We start from the raw sequence: 15737 nt of genomic DNA, 5'->3' as shown, positions 1-15737 counted from the left end.
TTGACAATCCAGAAATGACTATGATACACTAATATCATCATGGAAGCTGTTAATGCAGAATGATCCAATGGGAGGTGGAAGGATGGATAAAAAAGAACCGAAGCCAACACCCTACGAGCCGCCGGGGATGCGCCGGCTGTGCCGTGAGATCTTCGGCACGGATGAGGCGGAGGAACTGAGGGAGATTGCCCGCAAGGCGAAAGCCTATGACCGCCTGATGAAAAAAGACCGTCCGGTCAACCTGCGGGGAGCCGGGCGCAAGCAGTGTTTTACCGACGCGGAAGTGGATATGCTGATCACCCTGTACCAGGAAGGGAAGTCCATCCAGTTCCTGGCAGAGCATTTTGATGCCAGCAGGCCCACCATATACAAGTATCTGGAGTCGGAGAAGCGGTTTGAGAAGAATCCTTTTTTGACCATGCGGATGATCTTTATGGACGGGGATAAGGAGTGCACAGTCATAGATGTGGATTTTAAACACAAGAAGATCTATATCAGGAACAAGACAAAGGATATCCTCCACAGGGCCTTCGGGGTGGTGGAGGATCCGGACTGGGAGGCTTTTGAAGAATTTTTAGAGAGCCGCTGTTTTCCCATAAGCCGTGCCAACTTAAAACTGGTCTTGCGGGATGTGGGCGTGCCGACATATGATCCCCTCCAGATCATTGAGAAGACCGGGGGGCGCATGGCGGAGGATAACCAGTGGATCAGGATCCAGTACCGGGAGGAGGTGCTAAAGCGTGGAATACATCAACTTGGACCTTGTCGAAAGGACTGAGACGGCGGGCCATTCCTCGAAGGGGAACCAGCTTAAGTGGAGGCAGGGAGATATCTGGTACAAGGCGGACTACATGGGGTACGAAGGGATGGCGGAAGTGGTCATCTCCGATCTGCTGGAGTGGTCGGATGTGCCGGAGCATGTCCGGTATGAGCCGGTGATGATCCAGTACGGCGGCAAGCTGATGCGGGGATGCCAGAGCCGGAACTTCTTAAAAGAGGGTGAAGAACTGGTCACAGCCGACCGCCTGTTCCGCCTGTACACGGGTAAAAACCTGACTCAGGAGCTGGCCCGATTGCAGGATATAAAGGAGCGGGTCCTCTATCTTGTGGAAAATATGGAGGAGCTGACCGGACTCAGGGGATTTGGCGCTTATCTGACAGCCGCGCTTGAGATAGACGCCGTATTCTTAAACGAAGACCGCCATACGAATAATATCGCTGTGATCTATAATAACCGGACGGAGGAGTATCGGCTCTGCCCATATTTTGACCATGGGCTGTCCCTGTTTTCGGATACGGTCACAGATTATACCCTGGATATTCCGGTCTTTGACTGCTGGAGCCGGATCAAGGCGAAGCCATTTTCCAGGGATTTTGACGAGCAGCTGGACGCGGCGGAGGAACTTTACAAGAATCAGATCCATTTCTGGTTCGGTGATAAGGAGATTCGCGCGGAAATGGAGAAGATGGAAGGGATCTATCCTCACGCGGAGGTGAAGCGGGTAGAGACGGTACTGTATCAGCAGAAGCGCAAGTACGGATATCTCTTTGGAAACCGGAAATAATATTTGGCCCCCGGCATGTTACCATATGCCGGGGGCCATTTTTGATGTATTACAGCATTTCCATATAAGCCAGCAGCTGGTCTAAATACCCTAACCCGATGTAGACCAGGATCCCGAGAATCAGCACGGAAACCAGCAGAAATATCAGTTTATAAAACAGATAGGCCCGCGCGAAGCTGCGCCGTTCGGTCTGTTTCTTGCTGAATGCAAGATACAGAAGGTAGATCCAGCCAACGATCGGGATGTTCATGCACATGAAGGTAAAAAACCAGGTGTGTACCTGTGTATGATCCGATCGCTTCTCAGACTGCGCGGGATATTCGCCGTCGTTTTGTGGACTTGCAGCATCGTCTTCCTGAGCATCCAATGGGTATGCGGTCTTTGTCTCCCCGGATCGCTCTGATGCATCAGGGATACCGCTCAGCGGAGGCAGGGCGGCAGTTTCTTCATCTACGACCTTTTCGATAGCCTTCTGGATCCGGTCGGTGTCCTCCATCGGGTCTAAAGCAGGCTCTAAAGCTTTCTCCTGTTCTGTACTCATGTGGTTCACTCTCCTTCCGGCCCCGGAATGACTACCGGGCTGGGGCTTACGCCCGGCCCTACTTCGTGCGGGGTGCTGTTATTCCATTTTTTCTGTTCCTGGTTTAAGGCGCCTTCGAGCTTTGACTGTTCCTGGCTGATCTGCTGCTGTACAGATTCCTGTGCAGCAGCTTCCTCTGCAGCTTTCTTTTCCTCCATCATCTGCCATTCTTCAGCGGTCGGCAGGGTGGAAACGCGGGAAATAGCAGCGTCCAGGCGTGTGCTGTAGGAAGCGGCTTCCTCATAGTCTGCGACCAGAGGCAGCTTGCTGATGGCAGTCTGGATCAGTTCAGAAGCATTGGGAGCCTGATACTCCAGGTTCTCCACATCCCGCAGGGCGATCAGAAATTCGTTCTTCCTGGTCTGGATCTCCAGCTCCTTGCGGCGCTTCTCGGCAGTCTCCTCCGCGCGCTTCTGAGCGTCGGCCTGTTCCCGTTCTTTCTGTTTTTCATAGAGGGCGATGGTGGACTGCATCTCTTTGATCGTGACGGAAAATTCCTCGTACCGGGAGGTGACCCGTTCCAGAAGCTCTCCGCGCAGTTCGCCCTCATCCATGAGGTTCAGTTTGGATACCAGAGACTGGTAGCGGTTCTTCACCCAATAAGTGTCCTCCACAGTCTCGATGGTCTTATTCTCGAATTCGTCTACAGAGGCTTTCAGCTCATCCTCCAAACGCCGCTGCTCCTTGTCGTGGAGACTCTGCTCGGCGCGCAGCTTGGCTGTGGCGCTGACCAGATCGGTGATCCCGGTCTTTTCGTCCGGCTGTTCCTCCACTGTGGCAGGCTGTTCCCAGTCCCATGGTTCTTTGCCGGTGTGGATCTGGTCCATGACCTGCTTCCAGATCTTTCCCGCATAGGTTTTGCCGTAGATACCGGGCATGGCCCGGGGAATGTCATATCCCACCCAGACAGCGGTGGTGTAATACCGGGTATATCCGCAGAACCAGGTATCCTTGCTGCTGTTGGTGGTGCCGGTCTTGCCTGCGGCGGGCATGTCATTGTCCAGGGCCAGGCCGTAACCGGTGCCGTAGCTCTCGGTCAGGGTACCTTTCAGGATATCCGTCAGCATGTAGGCGGAGTCCTCCTGGTAGACCTGTCTGGCATGGGGCTTTAAGTCTTTGGTCAAGTTGCCCTGCTGTTCATGGTCGATCTGGCGGATACAGGTGCGGTCGTTATAGACACCGCTGTTGGCGAGGGTACTGTAGCCTTTTGCCATATCCACTACCCGCACGCCATTTGTGAACCCGCCGATGCTTAAGGACGGCACATCATTGTCAATGTAAGTCAATTTCAGGAAATCCATCTGTCCCAGATAGTCCAGTCCGAAGTTGACGCCGATATCTGTGAGGATCTGCCATGCTACGGTGTTCAAGCTGCGGTTGAGGGCTTCGCGCACAGTCACATTTCCGTAGTAATGACCGCCGCTGTTGGAGGGACCGTCCTCCCATTTGTGGTCGTCCACCATCCGGGCGGGATAGTATTCTCCCGTATCGAAGGCGGGGCCATAGTCGATCAGCGGCTTGATGGTGCTGCCGGGCTGCCGGGCGCTTAGATAGGCGCGGTTGAACATATCCTCCGTGCCGCGTCCGCCCACGATGGCGACCACATAGTTCGTCTGGTTGTCCACGATGACGCCTGCACCCTGGAGTGCGAATTTGCCGTTGTCCTGCAATTCTGTGTAGGAGGAAAGCCCGTTATCGATCTGAGCCTGGAGGACCTGCTGGAGGCTGTTGTCCAGAGATGTGTAAATACGGTAGCCGCCTGCGCGGATCTCATCATTCTTTTCATTGTAAACGGTCTGATAACGGTCTACATAGCTGTCGTAATCGTCCTTGTCTTCGAATGTGTACTGGAACTCAAACCCGTCCAGCGCCATAAGCTGTAGTGCGGCACAGTGGATCGCGTAGCTGGACTGGTAGTTCTCGTCTGTGCCCTCGGCTTCTTCCTGGACAATGCTCAGGGACTGGGCGATGTCCGCGTCATATTCTTCCCGGGTTAAGTAACCCACCTCATACATACTGTGCAGTACGTCGTTGCGCTTGGTGAGCGCTGCCTCTGGATTCTTGATGGGATCATAGGCGGTAGGACTGTTGCTTAAGCCTACCAGCACGGCAGCCTCGTAGGGCTGAAGTTCGTCCGCATTTTTGCCGAAATAGTAGCGGCTGGCAGCCTGCACGCCGTAACAATGATTGCCGTAGAAGTTGGTGTTGCAGTAGAATTCCATGATGTCGGCCTTGGAATACTCCTTCTCCACCTCCGGCGCCAGAAGGATCTCGACGATCTTGCGGGTGAAGCTCTGCTCCTGGGTTAAGTACGTGTTCTTGATGACCTGCTGGGTGATCGTACTGCCGCCCTGGGTGATCTCACCGCGGTTTTTTACAAGTGCAAGCCCTGCACGGAATGTGGCGATCCAGTCTACGCCGGTATGGCTCTTGAAACGCCTGTCCTCCTGGGCTATGTATGCGTTCTGGATATTTAGACTGATCTTGTCGATCGGTACATATTCGTAGTGTCCGGCGTTGATCAGGCCGATCAGCTGGTTATCCTTGTCATATATCTCGGTGTCGGAAAGCATGCGGAAATCCTGGCGCTGCATCTGGGAAAGCTTGTCGTAGGCGACTTCCCGGCAGTAGTCTAAATCCGGCTTGGCTTTTACGTAGATTAAAAGCGCGGCCAGAGCGCCGATGATGAGTGTGGCGGTCAGAAGCTGCATCATGGCCTGTAAAAGCCATCCGAGGATTCCGAACAGGCTTACGAAAAAACTGGCAATGCCTTTGAGGATTGCCTTGATGGTGTTGCGTGATCTCATAGTGTGATTCCTCTTTTTGTTTACTCGTGGTGGGACTCTGTGGTGCGTGGGCGGTGGCTGGTGAGTTGGTTGCGGTTGGGAGATATTTACTCAGTTGCCTGCTCCGCAGTGCGTGGGCGGTATTGCGCTGCGCTCCATACCGCTCACGGGCTTCGCCCTATAGGAAAAGCAGCGTGATTTGTGCTTGGTGAGCAAGCTCCCCATTCACAGATCTCGCTTCTTTTCCTGCACTGCTCATTGTCTACGTGGACATTATAATACAAAAACTCAAAAAGGGATAGAAAAAGTATAAAAATAAGAAGAAAACATTGACTTTCGGGGGAAAAAGAAGTAAAAAGGTAAGGAATAATAAGGGGAAAAGGATGGATTTAGTATGTATCAGATAGATTTTAAGAAACCACTGGCGGTTCATTTTATTGGGATTGGCGGGATCAGTATGAGTGGGCTGGCGGAGATTTTGCTGGGGGAAGGGTTTCGGATCAGTGGTTCGGATTCTCATGAGACCGAGCTGACGGATCATCTGGCAGCCGGCGGGGCCAGGATCGCTTATGGACAGAGGGCGGAAAATATTACGGATGATATTGAGCTGGTGGTCTACACCGCAGCAGTGCATCCGGACAATCCGGAGTACGCGGAGGTGGTGCGGCGCGGAATCCCTATGATGAGCCGCGCGGACCTGCTGGGGCAGATCATGAAGAATTATACGGAGTCGGTTGCTATCTCCGGCACCCACGGCAAGACGACGACCACCTCCATGGTGACGGATATCCTGCTTGCGGCAGGGAAGGATCCGACCATTTCTGTCGGAGGGATCCTGCATTCTATTGGCGGCAATATCCGCGTGGGCGGCCCGGAACTGTTTGTCACGGAGGCATGTGAGTATACCAACAGCTTCCTGTCGTTTTTTCCGACTATAGAGGTGATTCTGAATATTGAGGCGGACCATCTGGATTTTTTCAAGGATATTGATGATATCCGCCACTCCTTCCGGCTGTTTGCCGAGAAACTGCCGGAGAACGGACTGCTGATCATGAACAGCGATATCCGGGACTATGAGCAGATCACAGACGGCTTAAGCTGCCGTGTGGTGACAGTGGGGCACGGTCCGGACAGCGATTACAGCGCTGCGGACATTTGTTATGACGAGCTTGCAAGGGCTTCCTTTACTCTGCTGGCAGGTGGAGAGGAGCGTGGGCGGATCACACTGAATGTCCCGGGGGAGCACAATGTTTACAATGCCCTGGCTGCCATCGCAGTGGCGGAGGCCCTGGGGATCTCTGGTGATGCCATCGCAGAGGGCCTGTCCCATTTTACCGGGACAAAACGCCGGTTTGAGAAAAAGGGTGAGATCGGGGGCGTGACCGTGATCGATGACTATGCACACCATCCGCAGGAGATCGCGGCGACACTCTCCGCGGCAAAGAATTATCCACACAGGAAGCTGTGGTGTGTTTTCCAGCCCCACACGTATACCCGGACGAAGGCGTTTCTGGATGAGTTTGCCCAGGCGCTGTCTGCGGCGGATGAGGTGATCCTGGCGGACATTTATGCGGCGAGGGAGACGGACACCCTGGGGATCAGTTCCCGCGATATAGCAGAGAGAATTGAAAAACTGGGCGTAAATGCGCATTATTTCCCGACCTTTGACGATATCGAAACATTTATTTTAGAAAATTGTTCAACCGGTGATTTGTTGATAACTATGGGCGCCGGAGACATTGTAAAAGTTGGGGAAAGGCTGCTTGGGCAGTAGTTATCCACATTATCCACATAGTTTTCCACTTTTTATGTAAAGGGGCTATGTGGATTTTTTGATTTACATAAGAAAATATCTAAAAATTTGGAAAACCTTGAGTTTATAAACAATTCGACCGGATTCGACGAGTTTTTCACCGTTATGTTGACCTGTTATCCACATTATCCACAGAATCCACAATGATTTCTGTGGATAAACCCGCCTATTTTCTTTTGAAAACAGATGTGCTAGAATGGAGGAAGACAGGAGAGGATGAGGATCTATGGATTTGACATGCAGTTTTGGAGTGGAGGCGACCATGGTTGCCAACGAGTTTATCGACCGTTATATGGCTGAGGCCAACGGTGAGTATGTGAAGGTGTATTTATACATTCTGAGGCACCAGCATGAGAAGCTGGATATGGACGGGATCGCCGACGCCCTGAACCACACGGAGGCGGACGTGCGGCGTGCTCTGGCTTATTGGGAGAAGCTGGGGACCTTGAAGCTGGGAGGCGGAGATAGCCGTTTTAACAGGCCGGCGCAGGAACGCGCGGCGGAACGGGCGGAGACGCGTGCAGATCGTGGAAAGGCACGCTCGGTGCAGCAGGATCCGGTATCCACAGCAGAGCCGGCGGCGCGTCTGGGCGGCAGTGAGCAGCCCGGTGCTGTCAGCCGTGAACCGATATCAGCGCCAGGCAGCGGGCATTATGGGGGCGGGGCGGCGTTGTCCGCGCAGAAGCCGGCGGCTGAGACGGCTGCTTCCCGGCCAGTGTACAGTCAGGAGCAGGTGAACCGCCTTCAGGACGACGGGGAGTTTGCGCAGCTTCTTTACATTGCGCAGCGGTATCTGAACAAGATATTCACCCAGAGGGAGCTGGAGGTGTTTGCCTATCTGTATGATGGCCTCCATATGTCCACAGAGCTTTTGGAGTATCTGGTGGAGTACTGCGTCCAGAGCGGGCACACCAGCATCCGGTACATAGAGACCGTGGCCTTAAGCTGGCATGAGAAGGGCTTTGCCACTGTGGAGGAGGCGAAGGCTTACGCCAGCGGCTTTACAAAGGATTCCTTTTCCGTTATGAGGGCGTTTGGCCTGACGGACCGGAAGCCGGGGAACGCGGAAAAAGAGATGATCGAGCGGTGGTTCAAGATTTATGGCTTTACACGGGAAGTGGTGCTGGAAGCATGCAACCGGACTTTAGAGGCGACGCACAAGCCCAGCTTCCAGTATGCGGAGAAGATCCTGTCCGAGTGGAAAAAGGCGGGCGTCAAAGGGCTTACGGACATATCTGCGCTGGATGAGAAGCGGAGGAGCCAGGGACGCCAGACTGCCCGGTCACCGAAGAAGCAGACCAACCAGTTTCACAACTTTGAACAGCGGAATACGGATTATGACTCCATGGTACTTGACCAGGTGAAGGAATGGCTGAGCGAGTAACAGAGTCTGAAGCAACAGAAATACCACAGGCAGAAAGGAGCGGACACCATGGCACTGAGCAATTCCCAGTACAATGCGGTGATGCGGCAGTACGAACAGCAGCAGCTTACAGACCGGCATGAGAGAGAGGCGCGGGTGGCGGAGGTCTTTTCAAAGATTCCCCGCATAGAGGAGCTGGAAAAGGAGATCAGCACCCGTGCGGCTGCATGTGCGCGGCGGCTGCTGGAAGGGGACACCGGGGCGCGCAGCCAGCTGAAGGCGGAGCTTGCCGACCTGCGGGAGGAGCGGGTGGCATTGCTAAAGAGCGCAGGATTTCCAGAGGACTATATGGAGATGCGCTACCGCTGCCCGGACTGCCGGGATACCGGGTACAGCAACGGGCGCCGGTGCCACTGCTTTGAGCGGGAGAGGATCCGGGTGCTCTATGCCCAGTCCAATATCCAGGAGGTATTGCAGCGGGAGAATTTCGGCACCTTTTCGTTTGACTATTTTGATGACAGCAAAAAGCTGCCGGGGCTGGGGATGACGGAGTCTTTCTATATGCGCCAGGTGGTGGAGCGGTGCAGGCGCTTTGCAGCCCGGTTCCCGGACGACGGGATGAATATCCTGTTCACCGGCAGTACCGGCGTGGGCAAGACTTTCCTTACCAATTGTATTGCAAAGGAGCTGATCGACCGGTATGTGTCGGTGATCTATTTATCCTCCCATGATCTTTTTGAGATTTTTTCCCGGTACAAGTTCAGCCGGGAAGCCGAGGAGGATGTGGAGGAGACGTACCGCCATATTCTGGAATGCGAGATGCTGATCATCAACGACCTGGGTACGGAGGTGAACAACTCTTTTGTATCCTCCCAACTTTTTTACTGCATCAATGAGCGGATCAACCGCCGGAAGGGCACGATCATTTCCACAAACCTTTCCATGAATATGCTGCAGGACACCTACTCTGACCGGGTGACTTCACGGATCATGAGCCATTATATTCATATTCCGCTTTATGGCGGGGATATCCGTATGAAAAAAAGGCAAAGTTCCAGGGATTAACTTGACTTAACCGATGCATAATGATATAAAAGATACTGTTCAGGACGGCGGGCAAGCAGACAGGGATATCTGTACGGCATCATGCCGCGCAGGAAGATAAGAACATAAGCCGTCCGATATACTTTGCAATCATACAAGATCATAAAACACATAAAGCGTACAGAGCACATGGAGGATAAGATGATATACGAAGAAAAAACCATTGAAACCATCCCGGTAGGGCCGCTGGGCCTGATTCCGCTGAAAAGCTGTTCCGAACTTGGCGCAAAGGTCAATGACTGGCTGGTAGAGTGGAGGAATGAGCGCGAGAGCGAGCATAAGTCCACGATCGCATTTGCAGGTTACCAGAGAGAATCCTATATCGTGGAGGCGAAGACCCCGCGTTTCGGTTCCGGCGAAGGCAAAGGGACCATCGATGCATCGATCCGCGGGGATGACCTGTATATCATGGTGGATGTATGCAACTACAGCCTTACCTATTCTCTGTGCGGTATGACGAACCACATGTCACCGGACGACCATTTCCAGGATTTGAAGCGTGTGATCGCGGCAGCGGCAGGCAAAGCCCGCAGGATCAATGTCATCATGCCGTTTCTGTATGAGAGCCGCCAGCACAAGCGTTCCGGCCGGGAGTCATTAGACTGTGCCCTTGCGCTGCAGGAGCTGACCAATATGGGCGTGGAGAACATCATCACCTTTGATGCTCATGATCCCCGTGTGCAGAATGCCATTCCGCTGAAGGGCTTTGAGACCGTGCAGCCGATCTATCAGTTTATCAAATATCTGCTTAAGGTGGAGACGGACCTTCAGATTGACAGCGACCATATGATGGTGATCAGCCCGGACGAAGGCGGCATGGGCCGCGCTGTATATTTTGCAAACGTGCTGGGACTGGATATGGGCATGTTCTACAAGCGCCGGGATTATACCCGCGTGGTAGACGGACGGAATCCGATCGTGGCGCATGAGTTTTTGGGTTCCTCCGTGGAGGGCAAGGACGTGCTGATCATTGACGATATGATCTCCTCCGGTGAGAGCATGCAGGATGTGGCGAAAGAGTTAAAGCGCAGAAAAGCGAGAAAGGTATTTATCTGTTCTACCTTTGGCCTTTTCACCAATGGGCTGGCTAAATTCGATGAGTACTATGAGAATGGCCTGATCGACCGGGTACTGACCACCAACCTGGTGTACCAGACCCCGGAACTGCTTTCCAGGCCGTACTATATCAATGTGGATATGAGCAAATACATCGCATTGATCATTGACAATTTAAATCACGATGATTCCCTGAGCGAACTGCTGAATCCGACCAAACGGATTAACAAATTGTTAGAGAAATATCGCAACAAATAAAGGCGGGTTACTGCATGAAAGAAGATATAAGAGAGATGGAGGAGATGGAGCCGGAAGACTCTGCCGTGAGGGACCAGGAGGCGTCCGGACAGGAAGATAAGAAGGAAGGCTGGCAGGTGCCCAAGCAGGAGTCAGGCGGCTGGAAGCGGGAAGTATGGGAGTGGCTGAAGATCATCATTTCAGCCGCCGCGATCGCCTTTGTACTAAATACCTTCATTATTGCCAACAGCGAAGTGCCCAGCGGTTCCATGGAAACCACAATCATGACGGGGGACCGGGTGATCGGTTCCCGGCTATCCTATAAATTCGGAGATCCTGAGCGCGGAGATATTGCTATATTTCATTTCCCGGACAATGAAAAGATATATTATGTAAAACGTATCATCGGGCTTCCGGGGGAGACTGTGGATATTGTGGACGGCAAAGTTTATATCGATGGTTCCGAGACACCGCTGGACGAACCCTACATTCGGGAACCTATGATTCCAGAAGCTCCCATGCATTTTGAAGTGCCGGAAGACTGCTATTTCATGATGGGAGATAACCGGAATTACTCCCTGGATGCGCGGCGCTGGGAGAACACCTATCTAAAGCGGGAAAAGATCATCGCAAAGGTATTGTTCCGCTATTTCCCCAAGCCTGGGAAGATTGAATAGGGCAGGAGAGATCAAACATTTATGTTGTCATTGACGAACACCTCTCAACGTGGATATAGCAAAACCATCAGAGACCAGCGGTGCTGTATGCAGTCGTTGTCAGAGGTAAGTACGGGTGAGGCTGCACCAATTTGATCATAGGGATTGATGCTTTGCGTTTTGCCGTTGGGAATGATGCGGCAAAGCGGATAAAAGTTAGATCAGAAGATATACAATTGAACACGGGAAGTATTCCATGTATGTATGCGGCATAGTCAGAAATGGCTATGCCGTTTTGCATGTCCGAAATCAATCCGGGCTGGGACTTGGACACAGAACTGTTATATCTTTCATATAGTAACAGTAGACTGGCGGGATATGCCAGATCCGGAAGGAGAAGGGAGAATATGATGTGTTTTGACTATCCAGGCGGGATACCCGATAGAGATGAGTGCTGCGGAAATGAAGGACGGTGCTGCGGCTGTCCCTGTACCCCCTGTTGTTGCCGTGGACCAGAAGGCCCTATGGGCCCGACGGGAGCAACTGGAATGCGGGGGGCTACAGGCCCTATGGGCCCCACAGGAGAGCGTGGAGCGGCAGGCCCTACAGGAGCAACCGGCCCTACAGGAGCGGCGGGGGCGCCGGGAGTTACAGGAGCAACCGGCCCTACAGGAGCGGCGGGGACGCTGGGAGTTACGGGAGCAACCGGCCCTACAGGAGCGGCGGGGACGCCGGGAGCTACGGGAGCAACTGCACCACTTTTATAAGGAAAGCGTACTACCTATAAAAACGCGGTTTTTCTAAACCGCTTCACTCGGATTGTTGACCTCGATAAATTCTTGTATTCTGCGGAGCTCGTCAGCAAACCGAAATACTATGCTGATGTTCCCGCCCTCGTACACCTTGATATGGTCAACCAATTCAATCAGAACATCTCTTGTCAGCTTTTCAATATTGCCGTATTGCCTGAACGCCTTCAAAAATGGGTTTTCGGTATCAATGCCATTTTCAAGCTCTGCCTGTTCGACCCGGAGCTTTTCGATGACTTCATTTAGTGCCTCGGCCTGTTCCTCGTAGTCCTCTTTCATGTGGCGGTAGTCGGAATGGGTAATCTCTCCGTCTTTCCAATCCTGATAGATTGCTTGTTTATACCGGGCAATTTTGGCAAGCTCCCGCTCCTTTTGTTCAATAGCGTCCGCCAGCTTCTTTGACTGGCTCTTCACGAGTGGAGCCCGGTTTATCCGTTCTATGGTCTTTGTATAGTCAACCGCCAAATAAACCTGTTGCTGTATAGCATAAAGAACGGCCACCTCTAAGCGGTTATGTTTGATTGTGTGTTTCGTGCAGGCACTTTTAGATTGGTCTTTGTAGGTACGGCAATAATAGTAAACCGTCCCGCCTACCTTGCTTCGGGTCATAGCCTTACCGCAATCAGCGCACCGAAGAAAACCGCTGAACAGGTAAATCTGCTTTTTTTGTGGGGCTGTGCGGGTGTCTCGAAGCAATAACCGCTGAACCTTATCGAAGGTATCACGGTCAATAATGGCTTCGTGGGTATTCTCCACGATATACCATTCGTCCTCGGGTACGACCTCCTGAACGTGTATCTTGTAGCTTTTCACACGGTAACGGCCCTGTACCATATCCCCGCAATACATACGGTTTTTCAAAATTCCTGTGATTGTCACAGCGCACCACAAAGGCCGCTTTGCCGGGTCAATGCTCGGATTTTGGTATTTGAGCCCTAACCGCTCCCGCTTATAGGCGGCGGGGGAAAGTACGCCGTGTTCATTGAGATAATGAACAATCGCGTTTTTACTCATACCGTCCAGAAACTTTGTGAAAATCTCCCGGACTACTTCGGCGGCTTCTTCATCAACCACTAAGGCGTTTTTGTCGTTGGGGTCTTTTATGTAGCCGTAAGCGGCGAAAGAACCAATATGTTCCCCGTTGCGCCGCTTCATATCAAATACTTCCCGGATTTTATCGGAAGTCTCGGCACAATGGTTTTCATTCAAAACACCCTGAATGGGAACCGCGATACTCCGCATATTCTGCGGCTCTTTGTAGCTGTCTAATGGCTGATGATAGAGGGAGATAAAACGGACGTTAAATCTCGGGAACCAATCATCTAAATAATAGCCCTGATCGCTGTAATTTCGGAACGAACGGGCAAGGTCTTTTACAATCACACAGTTAATACGGCCTTTTTTAATGTCACCCAACATTCTTTGGAAATCGTCCCGCTCGTCATCGGTTGTACCGGAAATTCCATCGTCTACATACTCGTCAACAATAATATATTCGTCTCCGTCATTAAAGCTGGCAATATGTTCTTCAATGATAGCCCGCTGATTTGAAACACTTTCGCTCTCGTCATTGTTTCGGGCATCCTCTTTAGAAAGCCGAATATAGATTGCGATTCTCCATACCCTGAATTTTTGTTTTATCGTATCTGTGATAGTACGGCTTTTGCGTGCCATGTGAACCTCCTTCCCCTATCACGTTACACCTATATTATACCTCTTATAGGTGCGGTGAACAATGTTGTCGAGCCCTTGCAAATCTCGTCCAGAGGCCAACACAAGCGGCCTGAACGTTGGTTACAGGCCGCTTTTTTTACGTTGTAGGAAGTCAGTGAAACAATCTTGGAGGGGCGGGGCGCTATCCAGAAATTCCAGTTTTACGCCCATATCGCCCACCCGAAAGCAGTACGGATTTTTTACTTTGCGGAGCACTTGCACCGCCCGTTGTTCTCTTGGAACCGTGTTATCGAAAACCAGCCCGGACACGTCAACTAAGTCCTCTTTGTTGACCGCCGTTATATCAACGCCCGCCAGCTCCGATAAATGAATTTGTTTTTGCATGGATATTCGCCCCCTTTCTTCCATGTGTATGTCATTCCCTGATTGTCCTATGAGAAAATGACAAAAGGCGGCCCGTTCTCACGCGCCGCCCTTTGCCATCTGCTCATAAGACCTCGGGCCAAGTTGGCCCGAGGCCAGAGCAGCGAAGAAAGGTTTAGTAGGGGCTTTGGCAATAGTGCTCGTCGGCTTCTTCAATGGATTTCATATCGAAAACCCAATGAAGCTCACGAACCACCCGTTTAATATCCTCGGGCTTAAAGTCACAGTTTTCCATCGCCCAAATGACGTAACCACGGCAGGCGTTGTTGCTCCACTGCTCGGTCAACATCATATCCAAAGTCAAATCTTTTTCCATTTCGATTCTCCCTATCAAAAAATAGGTGGAGCGCAGGGCCGGGAAGTTTTGGGCTGTTATCAGACAGAATATCCGGTCCGGCGCTCCTGATCGTTTGCTTCAACAGATAACCCGGACGGGCGGCGGCTTGTCCACCCCATAGGAATTTCACCTCTCCCCATTCTTATGGCAAGGCGTTCTCAATGCCTGCGACGGCTCACGGCCTTTGGCCGCTTCAACGCTCGGACTATGACTAAACGCAAGTATCAGGGCTTGTCTGCTTTATCCGGCGGAACCAGCCTCGGCCCGCCTGCGGCATGGGCCTTGTCGCTCTCTCTATTCTCTGGCAATAGAGGTCATGGCGGGCCTGTCACTCAGCATACGCACCCTTCGTATCCGGGTATCTTTTTATGAAATTGTCAAGCTACACGGGGGAGCTTCAAGCCTCGGGCTAACTTGGCCCGAGGTAGTTATCCCTCTCAATAGCCATGAGAATAAACGGGCAAAATCGGGCCGGTTTAGATACGATTTTTCAAAAAAATTTCCATGTTGCGGAGCCCGCGCTCAATCGAAGTCCGAACTGTTTTCTCATGGACTCTCTCGGCTCTTGCAATTTCAGTTTTGCTCATTCCGAGTATGTAATGGCCGTAGACCCTCCGGCCCTGTGTATAAGGGAGAGCGTTCAGGGCGGCGCGGAGTTCCTGCGCCGTAACCTTGCGCTCGTAAATCTCACAGGGAGAAAGGGCAACAAAAAGAGCTTCGTGCTCGATACCGTCTCCGGCGTCCAGTGAAAAATACGCCTTGTTCCAGTAAACACGGCGGATATAGTTCTTCTCCATGCGCTCGGCCTCGGCCAGAGCCGCCGCCACTTCGTCAGAGACTTCCACAAACAGGTCGTTATAATAAAACGGGTACAGATCCCGCAAGTTGATTTTCTTCATGGTGATACCTCCATTTCGGTTTTGGTGGACGAGTGAACCGAAATGGAGAGGGCGGGGAACGGCAGCGGGGCAGTTCCCCTTTGTTTGGTACCTCGGGCCAAGTTGGCCCGAAGCCAGTTTGTAGCAAAAGAAAAGCGCCCGAATGGCATACGGCCATACGAGCGCAAGAGTGACAAGAATCGACTATGTGATACGCATAACTATCCCGTTGATAGATATGACTTTTTTTCGCAAGCCGATATTTGTAGAATTATGTTGTAGATAAAGAAACACGGCGGCAACCTCCTTGTACCGCCGTGTCCTTAAAGAAGCGCGACTTTACCACGCCCCCCGCTATTTCATTTTTCAAAAACAGCGGCGGTTTTTATTGTTACTTTAAAACCGCCGCTCCATTTAAAGAGACAACACAAAATACTCCCGCAGCAACGGTTTTTT

The 15737-nt window shown here is 52.1% G+C and carries 14 protein-coding genes; 8 read left to right on the top strand and 6 right to left on the bottom strand.

The features are described 5' to 3' along the window. Positions 1-82 precede the first annotated feature (82 nt). Both AB1I67_RS02430 and AB1I67_RS02425 read left to right on the top strand, forming a co-directional pair. Positions 83-778, top strand: coding sequence for a helix-turn-helix domain-containing protein (locus tag AB1I67_RS02430; RefSeq protein WP_367028223.1), 696 nt, complete (start codon positions 83-85; stop codon positions 776-778). Next, positions 741-1565, top strand: a complete 825-nt coding sequence (locus AB1I67_RS02425) for a hypothetical protein (protein ID WP_367028222.1) — start codon at positions 741-743, stop codon at positions 1563-1565. The genes AB1I67_RS02430 and AB1I67_RS02425 overlap by 38 nt, the downstream gene beginning before the upstream one ends. A 49-nt stretch (positions 1566-1614) precedes the next feature. On the opposite strand, the gene AB1I67_RS02420 is transcribed toward AB1I67_RS02425, so the two are convergent. Together AB1I67_RS02420 and AB1I67_RS02415 are read right to left on the bottom strand one after the other, a co-directional pair. Further along, positions 1615-2106 (bottom strand): hypothetical protein, encoded by a 492-nt coding sequence (locus AB1I67_RS02420; protein ID WP_367028221.1) that lies wholly within the window; start codon positions 2104-2106, stop codon positions 1615-1617. Positions 2107-2111: 5 nt separating this feature from the next. After that, complete coding sequence (locus AB1I67_RS02415) at positions 2112-4952, bottom strand: transglycosylase domain-containing protein (RefSeq protein ID WP_367028220.1); 2841 nt, start codon at positions 4950-4952, stop codon at positions 2112-2114. Between the two features lie 373 nt (positions 4953-5325). Here AB1I67_RS02415 and murC point away from each other — a divergent pair, with 373 nt between their 5' ends. From murC to AB1I67_RS02385, 6 genes are all read left to right on the top strand, one after another. Continuing rightward, positions 5326-6705, top strand: coding sequence for a UDP-N-acetylmuramate--L-alanine ligase (gene murC, locus AB1I67_RS02410; protein WP_367028219.1), 1380 nt, complete (start codon positions 5326-5328; stop codon positions 6703-6705). Between the two features lie 265 nt (positions 6706-6970). After that, the gene (locus tag AB1I67_RS02405) at positions 6971-8128 is read left to right on the top strand and encodes a DnaD domain protein (protein WP_367028218.1); all 1158 of its coding nucleotides are present in this window, start codon (positions 6971-6973) and stop codon (positions 8126-8128) included. 48 nt (positions 8129-8176) lie between these two features. Continuing rightward, entirely contained in the window at positions 8177-9172 is a 996-nt protein-coding gene (locus AB1I67_RS02400) for an ATP-binding protein (RefSeq protein WP_367028217.1), read from the top strand. Between the two features lie 180 nt (positions 9173-9352). Next, complete coding sequence (locus AB1I67_RS02395; protein ID WP_367028216.1) at positions 9353-10525, top strand: ribose-phosphate pyrophosphokinase; 1173 nt, start codon at positions 9353-9355, stop codon at positions 10523-10525. Positions 10526-10539: 14 nt separating this feature from the next. Then, positions 10540-11181: a signal peptidase I gene (gene lepB, locus AB1I67_RS02390; RefSeq protein ID WP_367028215.1), complete on the top strand. Its 642-nt coding sequence runs from the start codon at positions 10540-10542 to the stop codon at positions 11179-11181. Positions 11182-11567: 386 nt separating this feature from the next. Further along, entirely contained in the window at positions 11568-11927 is a 360-nt protein-coding gene (locus AB1I67_RS02385; protein ID WP_367028214.1) for a hypothetical protein, read from the top strand. Between the two features lie 33 nt (positions 11928-11960). Here AB1I67_RS02385 and AB1I67_RS02380 read toward each other — a convergent pair whose 3' ends face one another. The 4 genes from AB1I67_RS02380 to AB1I67_RS02365 form a co-directional block, all read right to left on the bottom strand. Then, positions 11961-13643 (bottom strand): recombinase family protein, encoded by a 1683-nt coding sequence (locus tag AB1I67_RS02380; RefSeq protein ID WP_367028213.1) that lies wholly within the window; start codon positions 13641-13643, stop codon positions 11961-11963. Positions 13644-13763: 120 nt separating this feature from the next. Next, a complete protein-coding gene (locus AB1I67_RS02375) occupies positions 13764-14027 on the bottom strand; it encodes a DUF6870 family protein (RefSeq protein ID WP_367028212.1) in 264 nt (87 codons plus the stop codon). 154 nt (positions 14028-14181) lie between these two features. Next, positions 14182-14382, bottom strand: coding sequence for a hypothetical protein (locus tag AB1I67_RS02370; protein ID WP_367028211.1), 201 nt, complete (start codon positions 14380-14382; stop codon positions 14182-14184). Positions 14383-14879: 497 nt separating this feature from the next. After that, positions 14880-15302: a sigma factor-like helix-turn-helix DNA-binding protein gene (locus tag AB1I67_RS02365; RefSeq protein WP_367028210.1), complete on the bottom strand. Its 423-nt coding sequence runs from the start codon at positions 15300-15302 to the stop codon at positions 14880-14882. Positions 15303-15737 lie beyond the last annotated feature (435 nt).

The sequence above is a fragment of the Clostridium sp. AN503 genome, from assembly GCF_040719375.1.
Lineage (GTDB): Bacteria > Bacillota > Clostridia > Lachnospirales > Lachnospiraceae > Brotaphodocola.
The sequence above is the reverse complement of the archived record's forward strand: the minus strand, read 5'-3'. Positions and strand labels throughout refer to the sequence as shown.